We start from the raw sequence: 13,591 nt of genomic DNA, 5'->3' as shown, positions 1-13,591 counted from the left end.
ATCCGCTGCCTCAAACGCTACATCGCCCGAGAGCTCTACCAGCTGATCACCACAAATGATCTTAAACGGAGCTCTTGACCTCCATAGGAGCATCCCGCCCGCAAGTCCGTGAATGCCACCTCAAGGTGGCATTCACGGCCCCCGTGGTCAGAGGGAGCGCAGGAAGGCCAGCGACGGCATGAAGAAGTAGTCGCCGCCCCGTACCGTCACCGCCTGCGGCACCGGGCCGGCCGCCTGCTGCGCGGAGCCGCCCCAGTCCACGGTGTAGTCCGACGCCCCGCGCTCGCCCTGGCCGATCACCGGGTCCAGCCCCGGCGTGACGCCGTCGACGATCGGGAAGCCCGGGTTGTCCGCCCAGATCGCCTGCGTGAACTCGAACTGCTTGCCCAGCACGGAGTTGAAGGCCATGAACAGCAGCCCGACCCCGCCGCTCGGCCGGGCCGCGGGCGGCACGTCGGCGTTCGGGTCGTCCGGGCGCTCCCCGTACGTGACGCCCCGGCGGGCCATCAGGTGCTGCCGCTCGCCGGCCGGGTCTTCGGCGCCGCCGGAGCCGCGCGGGTTCGTCTTGCGGATGTGCGCCTGGAACGGGCACTTCAGCGCGGCGCGGTCGCTGTCGTAGGTGAAGTTGTTCGACACCGGGCTTTCCGCGCCGTCTTCCCGTTGGGTGGTCAGCGGCGTGCCGTCCTCGAAGCGGCCGATGAGCATCGCCCCGGCGCGCTCGCGGTCTTCGCCGGTCAGGCCGAGCGTGTCGGCCAGATCGGCTTCGGCCTGCTTGAACCGCCGGACGTTTTGTTCCAATTTGCGGAAAACGAAATAGCTGCCGAAATGCACACCGGGATCCGGCGCCGCGGTGTCGGGAACGAGTACCTGCCCGAGCGGCGCCGCCGGGTTCCACACGTTGATGCCGTCGGTGTTGTTCTTCTCTGCGTCGACGTCTTCGGTGAGGAACAGCGGCTGGCTGCGGCCGTCGACGTACCCGAAGTGCTCGATGCCTTCGCCACGCGCGTTGACCCGGCCGAGGCCGGCTTCCTCCGCGAGCACCGTGGCCGAGTCCGGCAGCAGCCCGAGGACTTCGTTGCGCCGCGCGGTCATTGTTTTGTCGGTGGCGTCCCCGACGAGCACGACGGCGTGGATTTCCCCGTGGTAGCCCGGATCGAACGTCGAACGCGGCGGGTCGTTCAGCTTCCGCCGCGTGTCCGGCGCCGACATCCCCCGCAGGAACGCTTCGTCCTGCGGCATGTTTCCGTCGACGCCGAGAGCGCGGTAGCCGGCCGCGGTGAGCCCCACGCCGACGTATGGCGTTCCCGCGCCGCCTCCGGTCTTGAACGCGCCCACCTCGTCGAGGTGGGCCTTGGCGGACTTCATCTTCCCGGTGACCGAGACGAGGAAGGCCCGCGCCTGGGCCGCGTCCCCGAAGGCGAGGAACAGTGCGGACAGGTGATCGCGGACGTGGGCCTTGAGGATGTTCGGCTGCAGCTCGCCGAGCATCGTCGCGGCGTCTCCGGTCGCCGTGGTCCAGGACAGCGTGGTGGACAGATCGACACTCATTCGGGTCCCCTCCCGTGTGAAAAAAAGCCCGCCTCTCGGCGGGCACCCGGCCGGCCGGTAGCCCCCCTCGGCCGACCGGGTCCCCTGGATCCAGGGTGCCGTGCCGGGGGCGGGGCGTGCCACCCGTCCGCCGGTTTCACACGAAAGTTTAAGTTGAGCGCGAAATATCCCGCGGAAAAGAAAAACGCGGGCCCCGGCCGGGGCCCGCGTCTTCACTTCGCCTGCCGGATCAGAACCACCACTGGGACTTGGCGCCCGCCATGAAGTCCCACAGCTGCATCCGCGTGCCGTTGCCGCCGACCGAGCCCTCGCCGGTCAGGTAGCGGTTGCTCGCGACGGTCTGCAGCCGCAGGTAGCCCTCCGGGTTCACGGTGTCGATCCACTGCTGGTTCTTGCCGCCGGGGCTGTAGGCCCACAGCTGGACCTTCGTGCCGTTGGCACCGATCGTGTTCAGGTCGGCCTCGAGGTACCGGCCGCTCTGCACGTTCTGGAAGCGGAGGTAGCCCTCCGGGTTCCGCGTCACGTAGAACGCCTGGTTGGCGGCGTACACGTTGCAGTCCCACAGCGCCATGATCGTGCCGTTGCCGCCGATCGTGTTCAGGTCGGCGTCCCAGCAGCGGCCGAAGGCGGCCGACTCGATCAGGTAGGCGTCCGCCTCGGCGACCTGGGCACCGGCGACCCCGGCGGTGGAGCGGTGCGCGGCAGCGACCTTGGAGGGCCGCAGCTTGATGCCCCCGGCAAGGGTCTGGACCTGCACGTCCCCCTTGCCGTCGACCGGCTCGGCACCGGCCTGCGGAACGGCCACCAGGCCGAACAGGCCGGCCGCCGCGGCGACCGTCACCATCAGGCGCTTCATCTTCGTCATGGTTCCCCTTTTTTCGTCGCTGCACCGATGACGACGAAGGGAGAAAGCGTGCGCGAACCGGCGCCGGGCCACAGTGGACCCGGCGCGTGGTCGTGCCGGCGATTCCCCCTCGTCGAGACCGTCAAACCCCCGAAAGCGGTCTCTGCAGACATCATTCAGTGCCGTCCGGCCGCCGTCGAGGAGATTTCCGGGAGGGGCCAACACACAGGTCAGCGGTGTAACGGAACGGAATCGGGTGCCGATGCACGGGCAGACACCCCGGGGGGATCGTGCGCATCGGACTGACGTTGCAGGACCTCGTCCGGATCGGGCTCGCGGCCGCGGCCGATCCGATGGGCGAGCTGACCGGGAGCCTGCAGGTGCTGCAGCGGCGCGACGGCGGCCGCCACGCGGCGTCGGCGGCGTTCAACCGGTGGCGCCACCGGGTCTGGCAAGGACTGCCCGAGCCGGCGTCGGTGCTGCTGTGGCTCTGCCGTCCGGACGCACCGGTTCCGGAATTCCTGTTGCCCGCCGCGGGCCGCTACGACCTGGACTCCGGGCTCGCCGCGGTGCTCGAGACCGAACCGGTGCGCCTCAAGTCCGCGCTGCGCACCGCGCCGGTCGAGCGCGACCTGCCCGGCTGGGCGGCCGCGCTCGCCGACGGCGACACCGCGGGCCTGCCGCGGCTGGTCCAGGCGATGCAGGACTACCACGACCTCGCGCTCGCGCCGTGCTGGGACGTCGTGTGCGCGCAGGTGGACGCCGACCTCGGGATGCGCACGCAGGTGCTGCTCCACGGCGGGGTCGACGCGCTGCTGACCGGCCTGCGGCCGAAGGTGCGCTGGGCGGCACCGGTCCTGGAGACCGACGACCGGATCGCCGGGACGCTTCCCTCGGAAGGCACCGGCCTGCTGGTGGTCCCGACGTACTTCTCGGTGGGGCCGGCCCTGGTCCCGCCGTCCCCCGGCGGGACGCCCCGGTTGCACTACCCGTCCGTCCGCCACGCCGCGCACCCCGCAGGGTTCGCGGGTCCGAGCGTCCGCAAGGGACCGGGCAACGCACTGGCGGCCCTGCTGGGCCCGACCCGCGCGGCGGCGCTGACGATCCTGGCGGTCGGCTGCTCGACGTCGGAACTGGCGGCGCGGCTGGGGGTCACGCCCTCGGCGGCCAGCAAGCACACCACGGTGCTCCGGCGGGCGGGACTGATCATCACGCACCGCGAGCGCAACACGGTGCTGCACTCGCTCACCCCGCTGGGAAGCGCTCTCCTGGACAGTTAGGCCCGGTGGATGTCCACAGAGGATGGTGGCACCTCCGCGGCGCGAGGGAAGGCCCGCCGGTAGTCGCCCGGGGCCACCCCGACCTGCTTGAGGAAGTGGTGGCGCAGGTTGTTCGCGGTGCCGAGCCCGCTCAGCGCCGCGACCTTCTCCACCGAAAACGCGGTCGACTCCAGGAGGCTCTGCGCCCGGGCCAGGCGCTGGTTGAGCAGCCACTGCAGCGGGGTCGTCCCGGTGGCGCGCCGGAGCTGCCGGTAGAAGGTGCGCGGGCTCACCGCGGCCCGGCGGGCCAGGTCCTCGATCGTCAGGGGGCGGTCGAGGTGGGCGCGGGCCCAGTCCAGCACCGGGGCGAGGCCTGCGGAGTCACTGGCGGGCACCGAGAGGTCGACGAACTGCGCCTGGCCGCCGGGGCGGTGCGCCGGCACGACCAGCCGGCGGGCCAGCTGGTTGGCGACGTGCGCGCCGAGGTCGCGGCGGACCAGGTGCAGGCAGAGGTCGAGCCCGGCGGTCATCCCCGCACTGGTCAGCACGTCGCCGTCGTCCACGTAGAGCACGGAGTCGTCGACCAGCACCTCCGGGTGGCGTTCGGCGAGCTGGGCGGTGTGCATCCAGTGGGCGGTGGCGCGGCGGCCGTCGAGCAGCCCGGCCGCGGCGAGCGCGAAGGCGCCGGTGCACAGCGACACCATCCGCGCGCCGTTGCCGTGAGCGCGGCGCAGGGCCGCGACGAGGTCCGGAGCCACCGGTACGCCGTCCGCCACGCAGGCGTCCGGGACCGAGGGCACGATGACCGTGCCGGCGCCGTCGAGGCCGTCGAGCCCGTACGGCGTCCGCAGCGCCAGGCCGGGCGGGTCCGGCACCGCGGACCCGACGCCGCAGAGGCGCAGGTCGTACCAGGGGTCGGCCAGATCGGGTTGCGGCATCCCGAACACGGTGGCCGCGATGCTCACCTCGTACAGATCCCAGGACCGCAGCCCGATCTCGCCGGGCACGACCAGGGCGACGGACCCTGCGCTCATGCCCGGATCGTATGGCAGGAATTTGGTGGCAGCCGTCACCGGTGCCACTGGCCGGGCCACTTCCGCGCTGCGAACCTGGCGGCAGATGATCACGAACCCCCAAGGAGCAGTGAAATGAAGCAGCCCGTGACCGTCCTCGGTCTGGGGACGATGGGCTCGGCGCTGGCCGGGGCCCTGCTGGACCGCGGTCACCCGGTGACCGCGTGGAACCGGACGGCGGAGAAGGCCGCGCCCCTGGCCGAGCGGGGTGCCCGGCTCGCGGCCACCCCGGCGGACGCGATCGCGGCGAGCCCGCTCGTCGTCGCCTGCGTGCTCGACTACGACGTGCTGCGCGCCGTGCTCGAGCCCGGCGCGGAGGCGTTGCGGGGCAAGGCGTTCGTCAACCTCACGTCCGGCTCCCCGGAGCAGGCGCAGGAGGCGGCCGGGTGGTTCGGCTCGCGCGGCGCCGGCTACCTCGACGGCGCGATCATGACCACGCCGGAGGGCGTCGGCGGGTCCGACGTGATGTTCCTGTACAGCGGCCCGCGCCCGGTGTTCGACGCGCACGAAGCAGCGCTGTCGGCCCTGGGCGACCCCGTGTACCTCGGCGCCGACCCGGGCCGGGCGTCCCTGTACGACGCCGCCCTGCTGGGCCTGATGTGGTCGGCGATGGCCGGCTGGCTCCACGGCACCGCGCTGGTGGGGGCCGAGAAGACCCCCGCGGCCGAGTTCACCCCGGTGGCGATCCGCTGGCTGGCCACGGTGAACCGGTTCCTGACGCGTTACGCGACCCAGGTCGACGCGGGCCGCTACCCGGGCGACGACGCGACGGTCGACGTGCAGGTCGCGGCCATCGGGCACCTCATCCACGCGGCCGAGGCCCGGGGCGTGGACAACGCGCTGCCGGAGCTGCTGCTGTCCACGATGGAGCGGGCGAGCGCGGCCGGGCACGGGCCGGACAGCTTCGCGAGCTTGTTCGAGGTGTTCGCGGGCCGCGCCGCGTCCAGGTAGCGGCTCAGCCGAGGCTGCCGGTCGCCGCCATCAGTTCCGCCACCGCCTCGGCGGCGAGCGTGGTGAACTCCTGCTCGTTCGCCGGGGCGGCCCACCGGGCGAAGGCCGTCGAAAAGGCGAGGCGGCCGATCTCCGCGGCCAGACCGGCGGCCGGGTCCGGCACCCCGCGTTCGCGCAGGGCGCCGGCCATCGCGGCGGTGAGGGTGGCGCGTTTGAGGAGTTCGCGCTCCCGCAGGTCGCGGTGGCCCGCGACGACCGCCTGGATCCGCCGGCCCCGGCCACCGCCGCTCCGGCCCGAAGGCGGCCGCGGTCAGTGCCGCCGTGACGCTTCGGGCGCGAGAAGGGCATCGCCGCGTACGTCGGCGACGGGACACAGCGTTGGCCCGCGGTGCACGTCTCGGACGCGGCGCACCCAGGAGCTGCTCGGCTGGCGGCCCGCGCAACCGGGGCTGCTGGACGACCTCGAAAAGGGGTACTACGGCTGAGGATGGGACAGCGCCGGCGGAGGTGGCGACGATGACACCTCCGCCGGCGCCGGGTCTTACCCGAGCGGCCGGTCCGTCGGCGCGATCGGGGCGGGCAGGAAGCCGCGCCCGGTCAGGTAGGCGTCGACGCCGGCCGCGGCCGAGCGGCCCTCCGCGATCGCCCACACGATCAGGGACTGGCCGCGGCCCATGTCGCCGGCCACGAACACGTTGTCCAGGCTCGTCTTGAACGCCTTGTCGCGGGCCACGTTGCCGCGCGCGTCCAGCTCGACGCCGAGGTCCTCGATCAGGCCCTGCTTCTGCGGCCCGAGGAACCCCATCGCCAGCAGGACGAGCTGCGCCGGCAGCTCGCGTTCCGTGCCGGGCACCGGGACGAACTTGCCGCCCTCGCTGCGCACCTCGACCAGCTTCAGGGCCCGGACGCGCCCGTCGGAGTCGCCCAGGAACTCCTGCGTGTTCACCGCGTAGAGCCGCTCGCCGCCCTCTTCGTGCGCCGAGGACACCCGGTAGATCATCGGGTACGTCGGCCACGGGTGGGCGTCCGAACGGGCCTCCGGCGGCTTCGGCATGATCTCCAGCTGCGTCACCGAACGCGCGCCCTGCCGGTGCGACGTCCCGACGCAGTCCGCGCCCGTGTCGCCGCCGCCGATGACCACGACGTCCAGGCCCGCGGCGTCGAACGGCGACTTCTCGAGCTCGCCGGAGGCGACCCGGTTGGCCGGGGGCAGGAACTCCATCGCCTGGAGGATCCCGTCGAGCTCCCGGCCGGGGATCGGCAGGTCGCGCCAGTCGGTCGCGCCACCCGCGAGGACCACGGCGTCGTACGAAGCAGTCAGCTCCGCGGCGGTGATGTCCACGCCGACGTTCACCGACGTCCGGAACTCCGTGCCTTCGGCCTCCATCTGCGCGAGACGGCGGTCCAGCCGGTGCTTCTCCATCTTGAACTCGGGGATGCCGTAGCGCAGCAGCCCGCCGATCTTGTCGGCCCGCTCGAGGACCACGACGCTGTGGCCCGCGCGCGTGAGCTGCTGCGCCGCGGCGAGTCCCGACGGGCCGGACCCGACGACCGCGACCTTCTTCCCCGTCTTCGACGTCGGCGGCTGCGGGGTCACCCAGCCCTCTTCGAAGGCGCGGTCGACGATGGAGATCTCGACGCGCTTGATCGTCACCGGGTCGTCGTTGATCCCGAGCACGCACGCCGTCTCGCACGGCGCCGGGCACAGGGTGCCGGTGAACTCCGGGAAGTTGTTGGTCGCGTGCAGCCGCTCGATCGCCTGGCGCCAGTCGTCCCGCCACACCAGGGTGTTCCACTCCGGGATGAGGTTCCCGAGCGGGCAGCCCTGGTGGCAGAAAGGGATGCCGCAGTCCATGCAGCGGCCGGCCTGCTTCTCCAGCTTCGTCGTGGCGAAGTCTTCGTAGACCTCGCGCCAGTCCATCAGCCGCAGGTCGACCGGACGGCGCTTCGGCTCTTCGCGGGTGGTGGTCAGAAAGCCCTTGGGGTCAGCCATGTGCGGCCTCCATGATCGCCTCGTTCACGTCGCGCCCGTCCCGCTCGGCCTGCACCTGGGCGGCGAGCACGCGCTTGTAGTCCTTCGGCATGACCTTCCCGAAGCGGTCGACGCCCGCGTCCCAGTCGGCCAGCAGTTCCCGCGCGACCGCGGATTCCGTTTCGTTGTAGTGCTTTTCCAGCGTTTCCCGCAGGAAGTCCGCGTCCTCGGAGTCCAGCGGGTCGAGGTCGACCATCTCCGGGTTGACGCGGTGGGCGGGCAGGTCCAGCACGTACGCGATGCCGCCGGACATGCCGGCCGCGAAGTTGCGCCCGATCGGGCCGAGCACGACCATCCGCCCGCCGGTCATGTACTCGCCGCCGTGGTCGCCGACGCCTTCGACGACGGCCAGCGCGCCGGAGTTGCGCACGCAGAACCGCTCGCCGACCTTGCCGCGGATGAAGATCTCGCCGCTGGTCGCGCCGTAGGCGATGACGTTGCCGGCGATGATCTGCTCCTCGGCGGTGTACTGCACGTCCCGCGGCGGCCGCACGATCAGCCGTCCGCCGGACAGGCCCTTGCCGACGTAGTCGTTGCCGTCGCCGTACAGCCGTAGCGTGATGCCCTTCGGCACGAACGCGCCGAACGACTGGCCCGCGGTGCCGGTGAAGGTGACGTCGATGGTGTCGTCGGGCAGGCCTTCGCCGCCCCACCGCTTCGTCAGCTCCGAGCCGAGCATGGTGCCGACGGTCCGGTTCACGTTGCGGACGGGCAGTTCCAGCCGCACCTTGTCGCCCGAGTTCAGGGCGCCCTCGGCGAGCTGGATCAGCGTGTTGTCGAGTGCCTTCTCCAGCCCGTGGTCCTGCTTGGTCTGCTGGAGCCGCAGACCCGCCGGGGCCACGTCGGGCACGTGGAAGATCGGCGACAGGTCCAGCCCGGCCGCCTTCCAGTGGTCGATCGCCTTGCGCTTGTCGAGGAACTCGGCGTGCCCGACCGCCTCGGCGATCGACCGGAAGCCCAGCTCCGCCAGGTACTCGCGGACCTCCTGGGCGATGAACTCGAAGAAGTTGACGACGTACTCGGCCTTGCCGCTGAACTTCTCGCGCAGCTTCGGGTTCTGCGTCGCGACGCCCACCGGGCAGGTGTCGAGGTGGCAGACGCGCATCATGATGCAGCCCGACACCACCAGCGGCGCGGTCGCGAAGCCGAACTCCTCGGCGCCGAGCAGCGCCGCGATGATCACGTCGCGGCCGGTCTTGAGCTGGCCGTCGGTCTGCACCACGATCCGGTCGCGCAGCCGGTTGGCCAGCAGCGTCTGCTGCGTCTCGGCCAGGCCGAGCTCCCACGGGCCGCCGGCGTGCTTGATGGACGACAGCGGCGACGCGCCCGTCCCGCCGTCGTGGCCCGAGATGAGCACGACGTCGGCGTGCGCCTTGGACACGCCCGCCGCGACCGTGCCGACGCCGACCTCGGACACGAGCTTCACGTGGATGCGCGCGTTCGGGTTGGCGTTCTTCAGGTCGTGGATCAGCTGGGCCAGGTCCTCGATCGAGTAGATGTCGTGGTGCGGCGGCGGCGAAATGAGGCCGACGCCCGGCGTCGAGAACCGCGTCTTCGCGATCCACGGGTACACCTTCGCGCCGGGCAGCTGCCCGCCTTCGCCGGGCTTCGCGCCCTGCGCCATCTTGATCTGGATGTCGTCGGCGTTGACGAGGTATTCGCTCGTGACGCCGAACCGGCCCGAGGCGACCTGCTTCACGGCGCTGCGCCGCTCCGGGTCGTACAGCCGCTCCGGGTCTTCGCCGCCCTCGCCGGTGTTGGACTTCCCGCCGAGGCGGTTCATCGCGATGGCCAGCGTCTGGTGCATCTCCATGGAGATCGAGCCGTAGGAGATCGCGCCGGTGGCGAACCGCTTGACGATCTCCGAGACCGGTTCGACCTCGTCGATCGGCACCGGCGCGCGCTTGCCGTACTTGAAGTCGAACAGCCCGCGCAGCGTCAGCAGCTTCTCGGCCTGGTCGTCGACGGCCTTCGTGTACTCCTTGAAGACCTCGTACTTCCCGGACCGCGTGGAGTGCTGGAGCTTGAACACCGTCTGCGGGTTGAACAGGTGCGGTTCGCCTTCGCGGCGCCACTGGTAGTCCGCGCCGGTCTGCAGCTCGCGGTGGGCGGCCCGGACGCCGTCGGCCGGGAAGGCGTACTCGTGCCGCTTCGCGACCTCGTCGGCGAGCGTCTCGAAGCCGACGCCGCCGAGGCGGGACGTCGTGCCGGTGAAGCAGTTCTCGATGACCTCTTCGCCGAGCCCGATCGCCTCGAAGATCTGCGCGCCGGTGTAGGACGCGACGGTCGAAACGCCCATCTTGGACATCGTCTTGCGGACGCCCTTGCCGAGCGCCTTGATCAGGTTCTGCGTCGCCTGCTTCGGCGTCACCCCGGGGATCAGGCCCTGGTGGGCCATCTCCTCGACGGTCGCCATCGCCAGGTACGGGTTCACCGCGGCGACGCCGTAGCCGATGAGCAACGCGATGTGGTGCACCTCGCGCGCGTCGCCGGCTTCGACGATGAGGCCGACCTGCGTGCGCGTCTTCTCGCGGACGAGGTGGTGGTGCACCGCGCCGGTCAGCAGCAGCGAGGGGATCGGCGCGTGGTTCTCGTCGACGCCGCGGTCGGACAGCACGATCAGCCGGGCGCCGTCCTCGATCGCCTCCGACACCTCGGCGCGGATCTCGTCGAGCCGCTTGACGAGGGCTTCGCCGCCGCCGTGCACGTTGTAGCGGCCGAGCACGGTGACCGCCTGGAACTCCGGGAGGTCGCCGTCGTCGTTGACGTGCACCAGCTTGGCGAGCTGGTCGTTGTCGAGCACCGGGAACGGCAGCGCGATCCGGCGGCAGCTCGCGGCGTCGCCGACGAGCAGGTTCGGCTCGGCGCCGATCTGGGTGCCGAGCGCGGTGACGAGCTCCTCGCGGATGGCGTCCAGCGGCGGATTCGTGACCTGCGCGAACAGCTGGATGAAGTAGTCGAAGATCAGCCGCGGGCGGCTGGAAAGCGTCGCGATCGGCGAGTCGTTGCCCATCGAGCCGATCGGCTCCGCGCCGGTGCGGGCCATCGGCTCGAGGATGGCTTCGAGCTCTTCCTCGGTGTAGCCGAACGCCTGCTGGCGGCGCACGAGCGCGGCGTGCAGCGGGACCTCGCGGTCGCGCTCCGGCAGGTCCTCCAGGTGCAGGAGACCGGCCTCGACCCATTCGTCGTACGGGTGGGCGGTGGCCAGTTCGGTCTTGACCTCTTCGTCCTCGACGATCCGGCCTTCGACGGTGTCCACGAGGAACATCCGGCCGGGTTCGAGGCGTCCCTTCCGGACGATCGTCGCCGGGTCGATTTCCAGCACGCCGACCTCGGAGGCGAGCACGACGAGGCCGTCGTCGGTCACCCAGTACCGGCCGGGGCGCAGGCCGTTGCGGTCGAGCACCGCCCCGATCTGGCTGCCGTCGGTGAAGGCGACCAGCGCCGGGCCGTCCCACGGCTCCATCAGCGTCGAGTGGAACTCGTAGAACGCGCGCCGCGCGGGGTCCATCTCCTGGTGGTTCTCCCAGGCCTCCGGGATCATCATCAGGACGGCGTGGGGCAGCGAGCGGCCGCCGAGGTGGAGCAGCTCCAGGACCTCGTCGAAGGACGCCGAGTCGCTGGCGCCGCGGGTGATCACCGGGTAGATCCGCTTGAGGTCGCCCGGGATCAGGTCGGTCTCCAGCAGGGCCTCGCGGGCGTCCATCCAGTTGCGGTTGCCGCGCAACGTGTTGATCTCGCCGTTGTGCGCGACGTACCGGTACGGGTGCGCCAGCGGCCACGACGGGAACGTGTTGGTGGAGAAGCGGGAGTGCACCAGGCCGATGGCGCTGGTGACGCGCTCGTCGGTCAGGTCGGCGAAGAACCGCTCGACCTGGGGCTCGGTGAGCATTCCTTTGTAGACGATCGTGCGCGAGGAGAGGCTCGGGAAGTAGACGTCGTCCTCGGCGAGCTCGCGCTCGGCGCGCTTGCGGACGCAGAACGCGCTGCGCTCGATGGCGAGCGGGTCGGCGTGTTCCGGCTTCGGCCGCCGCGCGGCGAGGAACAACTGCGTGAAGTGCGGCATGGTCTCGGCCGCGGTCGGCCCGCAGTGTTCGGTGTGCACCGGCAGCTCGCGCCAGCCGAGGACGCGCATGTCCTCCTCGGCGGCGATGCGCTCGATGGTCGTCATGGCCCGGCCGCGGCGCTTTTCGTCCTGCGGCAGGAAAGCCGTGCCGACGGCGTACGTGCCCGGTTCGGGGAGTTCGAAGTCCACGACCTCGCGGTAGAACTCGTCCGGGATCTGGATCAGCAGGCCGGCGCCGTCGCCGGTGTCCGGTTCGGCGCCACGAGCACCGCGGTGTTCCAGGTTGCGCAACGCGACCAGGGCCTTGGCGACGATCGCGTGATCTCGGCGCCCGGTCAGGTCGGCGACGAAGGCGACACCGCAGGCGTCGTGTTCGTAGTCGCTCCGGTAGAGGCCCTCGGCCTCGGCGTTGCTGAGCTGCTCCCCGAACGGGGGCAGGGAACTGGCACGGTGGGTCACGGCTGGCCGCCTCCCAAGGCGTTGGCGCGACCGGTACTCACCTCATCGAGTGGTTCGAGCTGAACCGGTTAACGAAGTGGTCCGGGACCGCGATGGTCAGTCGAGAACAGTTGCTGTTGTCGGCGTTGGTGGTGGTGTCACAGTGCAATGGCGGTGTCACAGTGCAAGATGCCGCGAGGTACCGGCCGAGCGCCGATGCTCGGAAACCGGACGCGGATCATCTGGGAGGCCGCACAACACTGGGCAGCCGAACGTGTCGGGTGCTGCGTGCGCGCACAGGACGGCCACGGTGGTGGGGGCCGTCCGGAGCGCGCGGTGTTACTCCCGGGTTCGCCGGGTCTTATGACGATAGTGTGAATTCGCTGTTATCGACATACGTCGTTGCCCCCGGGTGGGAAATGCCACGCTTGCGTTGACGTGCCCCGGGGTAGTCCCATATGCCGGGCCGGATCTCCCGCAGAGCGGGCTCCTGCGCCTTTGACCTGCGGAAACGTCCGTCCGAAGTGGTCCGGGGCGGCTGTCGTACCCCAGCTGCGTGGTGGGAAGCTGGGTGCATGGCGGACTTGGCCGATGACTGATCGTTATCTCTCCGTGGCTCGTGCCGGGGTCCACGAGATCGAGATCAAGCGTTCCAGGTTCCTCTGCGCGCTGGCTCCGGTGACGTCGGAAGCGGCCGCGCGCGAGTTCATCGTGGCCCGCCGCCGCGCGGATCCGGGTGCACGGCACCACTGTCACGCCTTCGTTTTGGGGCCGGATGGGCGAACCCGGCGCTCCAGCGACGACGGCGAGCCGGCGGGTACCGCGGGCACGCCGATGCTGGAAGTGCTGCGCCGCCGCGAGCTGACCGACACCGTCGCGGTGGTGACGCGGTACTTCGGCGGGGTGCTGCTGGGCGCGGGCGGATTGATCCGCGCGTACGGTCAGTCCGTTTCGGACGCACTGGAAGTTGTTGGTGTACTAGAACACCGCCGTCTCCGTCTCGTGGAAGTGGCGGTGAGCTACGACCGCGCGGGCCGGCTGGAGAACGACCTGCGCGCGTCGCCGTACCTGCTCCACGCGACCCGCTTCGACGAGTCGGCTCGCTTCGAGATCGGCCTCGCCCCCGGCGAGGCCGAGGCGTTCGCGAGCTGGCTCGCCGGCTTGACCAACGGCGAAGCGACGACCACGGAACTCGGCGACCACTGGGTGGTCCACGGCCGGTGAGTGGTCCGGTCCCGGATTCGGTTGCCGCGCAACGAACTTTCGGTGCTACCGCGATCGGGCTCTGCCGTGGCACCATGTCCTGCCACCGAGTTCCGGTACCACTTCGATCGCCAGTCCGCCGCAACCGCGGCTCACGCCATGCTGACAACGTTGTCA

At 71.0% G+C, this 13,591-nt stretch carries 9 protein-coding genes; 3 read left to right on the top strand and 6 right to left on the bottom strand.

Annotated elements, in window-relative coordinates; translation table 11 throughout:
* Positions 1 to 147: 147 nt before the first annotated feature.
* Both AB0M80_RS41790 and AB0M80_RS41785 read right to left on the bottom strand, forming a co-directional pair.
* Positions 148 to 1,548: a peroxidase gene (locus AB0M80_RS41790; protein ID WP_364576027.1), complete on the bottom strand. Its 1,401-nt coding sequence runs from the start codon at positions 1,546 to 1,548 to the stop codon at positions 148 to 150.
* 229 nt (positions 1,549 to 1,777) lie between these two features.
* The gene (locus tag AB0M80_RS41785; protein ID WP_364576025.1) at positions 1,778 to 2,413 is read right to left on the bottom strand and encodes an RICIN domain-containing protein; all 636 of its coding nucleotides are present in this window, start codon (positions 2,411 to 2,413) and stop codon (positions 1,778 to 1,780) included.
* 269 nt (positions 2,414 to 2,682) lie between these two features.
* On the opposite strand from AB0M80_RS41785, the gene AB0M80_RS41780 reads away from it, so the two are divergent.
* Positions 2,683 to 3,672 (top strand): winged helix-turn-helix domain-containing protein, encoded by a 990-nt coding sequence (locus AB0M80_RS41780; RefSeq protein ID WP_364576023.1) that lies wholly within the window; start codon positions 2,683 to 2,685, stop codon positions 3,670 to 3,672.
* On the opposite strand, the gene AB0M80_RS41775 is transcribed toward AB0M80_RS41780, so the two are convergent.
* Positions 3,669 to 4,685 carry a helix-turn-helix domain-containing protein gene (locus AB0M80_RS41775; RefSeq protein WP_364576021.1) on the bottom strand — a complete coding sequence of 339 codons (1,017 nt, stop codon included), beginning with the start codon at positions 4,683 to 4,685 and terminating at the stop codon, positions 3,669 to 3,671. The two genes, AB0M80_RS41780 and AB0M80_RS41775, sit on opposite strands and share 4 nt — an antisense overlap.
* A 114-nt stretch (positions 4,686 to 4,799) precedes the next feature.
* Between AB0M80_RS41775 and AB0M80_RS41770 the strand changes: the two genes are divergently transcribed.
* The gene (locus tag AB0M80_RS41770) at positions 4,800 to 5,675 is read left to right on the top strand and encodes an NAD(P)-binding domain-containing protein (protein ID WP_364576018.1); all 876 of its coding nucleotides are present in this window, start codon (positions 4,800 to 4,802) and stop codon (positions 5,673 to 5,675) included.
* A 4-nt stretch (positions 5,676 to 5,679) separates the two neighbouring features.
* Here AB0M80_RS41770 and AB0M80_RS41765 read toward each other — a convergent pair whose 3' ends face one another.
* The 3 genes from AB0M80_RS41765 to gltB form a co-directional block, all read right to left on the bottom strand.
* On the bottom strand, positions 5,680 to 5,865 hold the full coding sequence (locus AB0M80_RS41765; RefSeq protein WP_364576016.1) for a hypothetical protein: 186 nt from the start codon (positions 5,863 to 5,865) through the stop codon (positions 5,680 to 5,682).
* A 351-nt stretch (positions 5,866 to 6,216) separates the two neighbouring features.
* Positions 6,217 to 7,668 carry a glutamate synthase subunit beta gene (locus tag AB0M80_RS41760; protein WP_364576014.1) on the bottom strand — a complete coding sequence of 484 codons (1,452 nt, stop codon included), beginning with the start codon at positions 7,666 to 7,668 and terminating at the stop codon, positions 6,217 to 6,219.
* Positions 7,661 to 12,232: a glutamate synthase large subunit gene (gene gltB / locus AB0M80_RS41755; RefSeq protein WP_364576012.1), complete on the bottom strand. Its 4,572-nt coding sequence runs from the start codon at positions 12,230 to 12,232 to the stop codon at positions 7,661 to 7,663. The genes AB0M80_RS41760 and gltB overlap by 8 nt, the downstream gene beginning before the upstream one ends.
* Positions 12,233 to 12,802: 570 nt before the next feature.
* On the opposite strand from gltB, the gene AB0M80_RS41750 reads away from it, so the two are divergent.
* Positions 12,803 to 13,435: a YigZ family protein gene (locus tag AB0M80_RS41750; protein ID WP_364576010.1), complete on the top strand. Its 633-nt coding sequence runs from the start codon at positions 12,803 to 12,805 to the stop codon at positions 13,433 to 13,435.
* The last annotated feature ends 156 nt before the right edge of the window (positions 13,436 to 13,591 follow it).

Source organism: Amycolatopsis sp. NPDC051045, from assembly GCF_040682955.1.
Lineage (GTDB): Bacteria > Actinomycetota > Actinomycetes > Mycobacteriales > Pseudonocardiaceae > Amycolatopsis.
This window is presented reverse-complemented; position numbering and strand designations above follow the sequence as displayed.

Coding starts and splice junctions, on each gene's coding strand:
- AB0M80_RS41790 (WP_364576027.1), bottom strand. CDS start 1,548: ATGAGTGTCGATCTGTCCACCACGCTGTCCTGGACCACGGCGACCGGA.
- AB0M80_RS41775 (WP_364576021.1), bottom strand. CDS start 4,685: ATGAGCGCAGGGTCCGTCGCCCTGGTCGTGCCCGGCGAGATCGGGCTG.
- AB0M80_RS41750 (WP_364576010.1), top strand. CDS start 12,803: ATGACTGATCGTTATCTCTCCGTGGCTCGTGCCGGGGTCCACGAGATC.
- AB0M80_RS41760 (WP_364576014.1), bottom strand. CDS start 7,668: ATGGCTGACCCCAAGGGCTTTCTGACCACCACCCGCGAAGAGCCGAAG.
- AB0M80_RS41765 (WP_364576016.1), bottom strand. CDS start 5,865: ATGGCCGGCGCCCTGCGCGAACGCGGGGTGCCGGACCCGGCCGCCGGT.
- AB0M80_RS41785 (WP_364576025.1), bottom strand. CDS start 2,413: ATGACGAAGATGAAGCGCCTGATGGTGACGGTCGCCGCGGCGGCCGGC.
- AB0M80_RS41770 (WP_364576018.1), top strand. CDS start 4,800: ATGAAGCAGCCCGTGACCGTCCTCGGTCTGGGGACGATGGGCTCGGCG.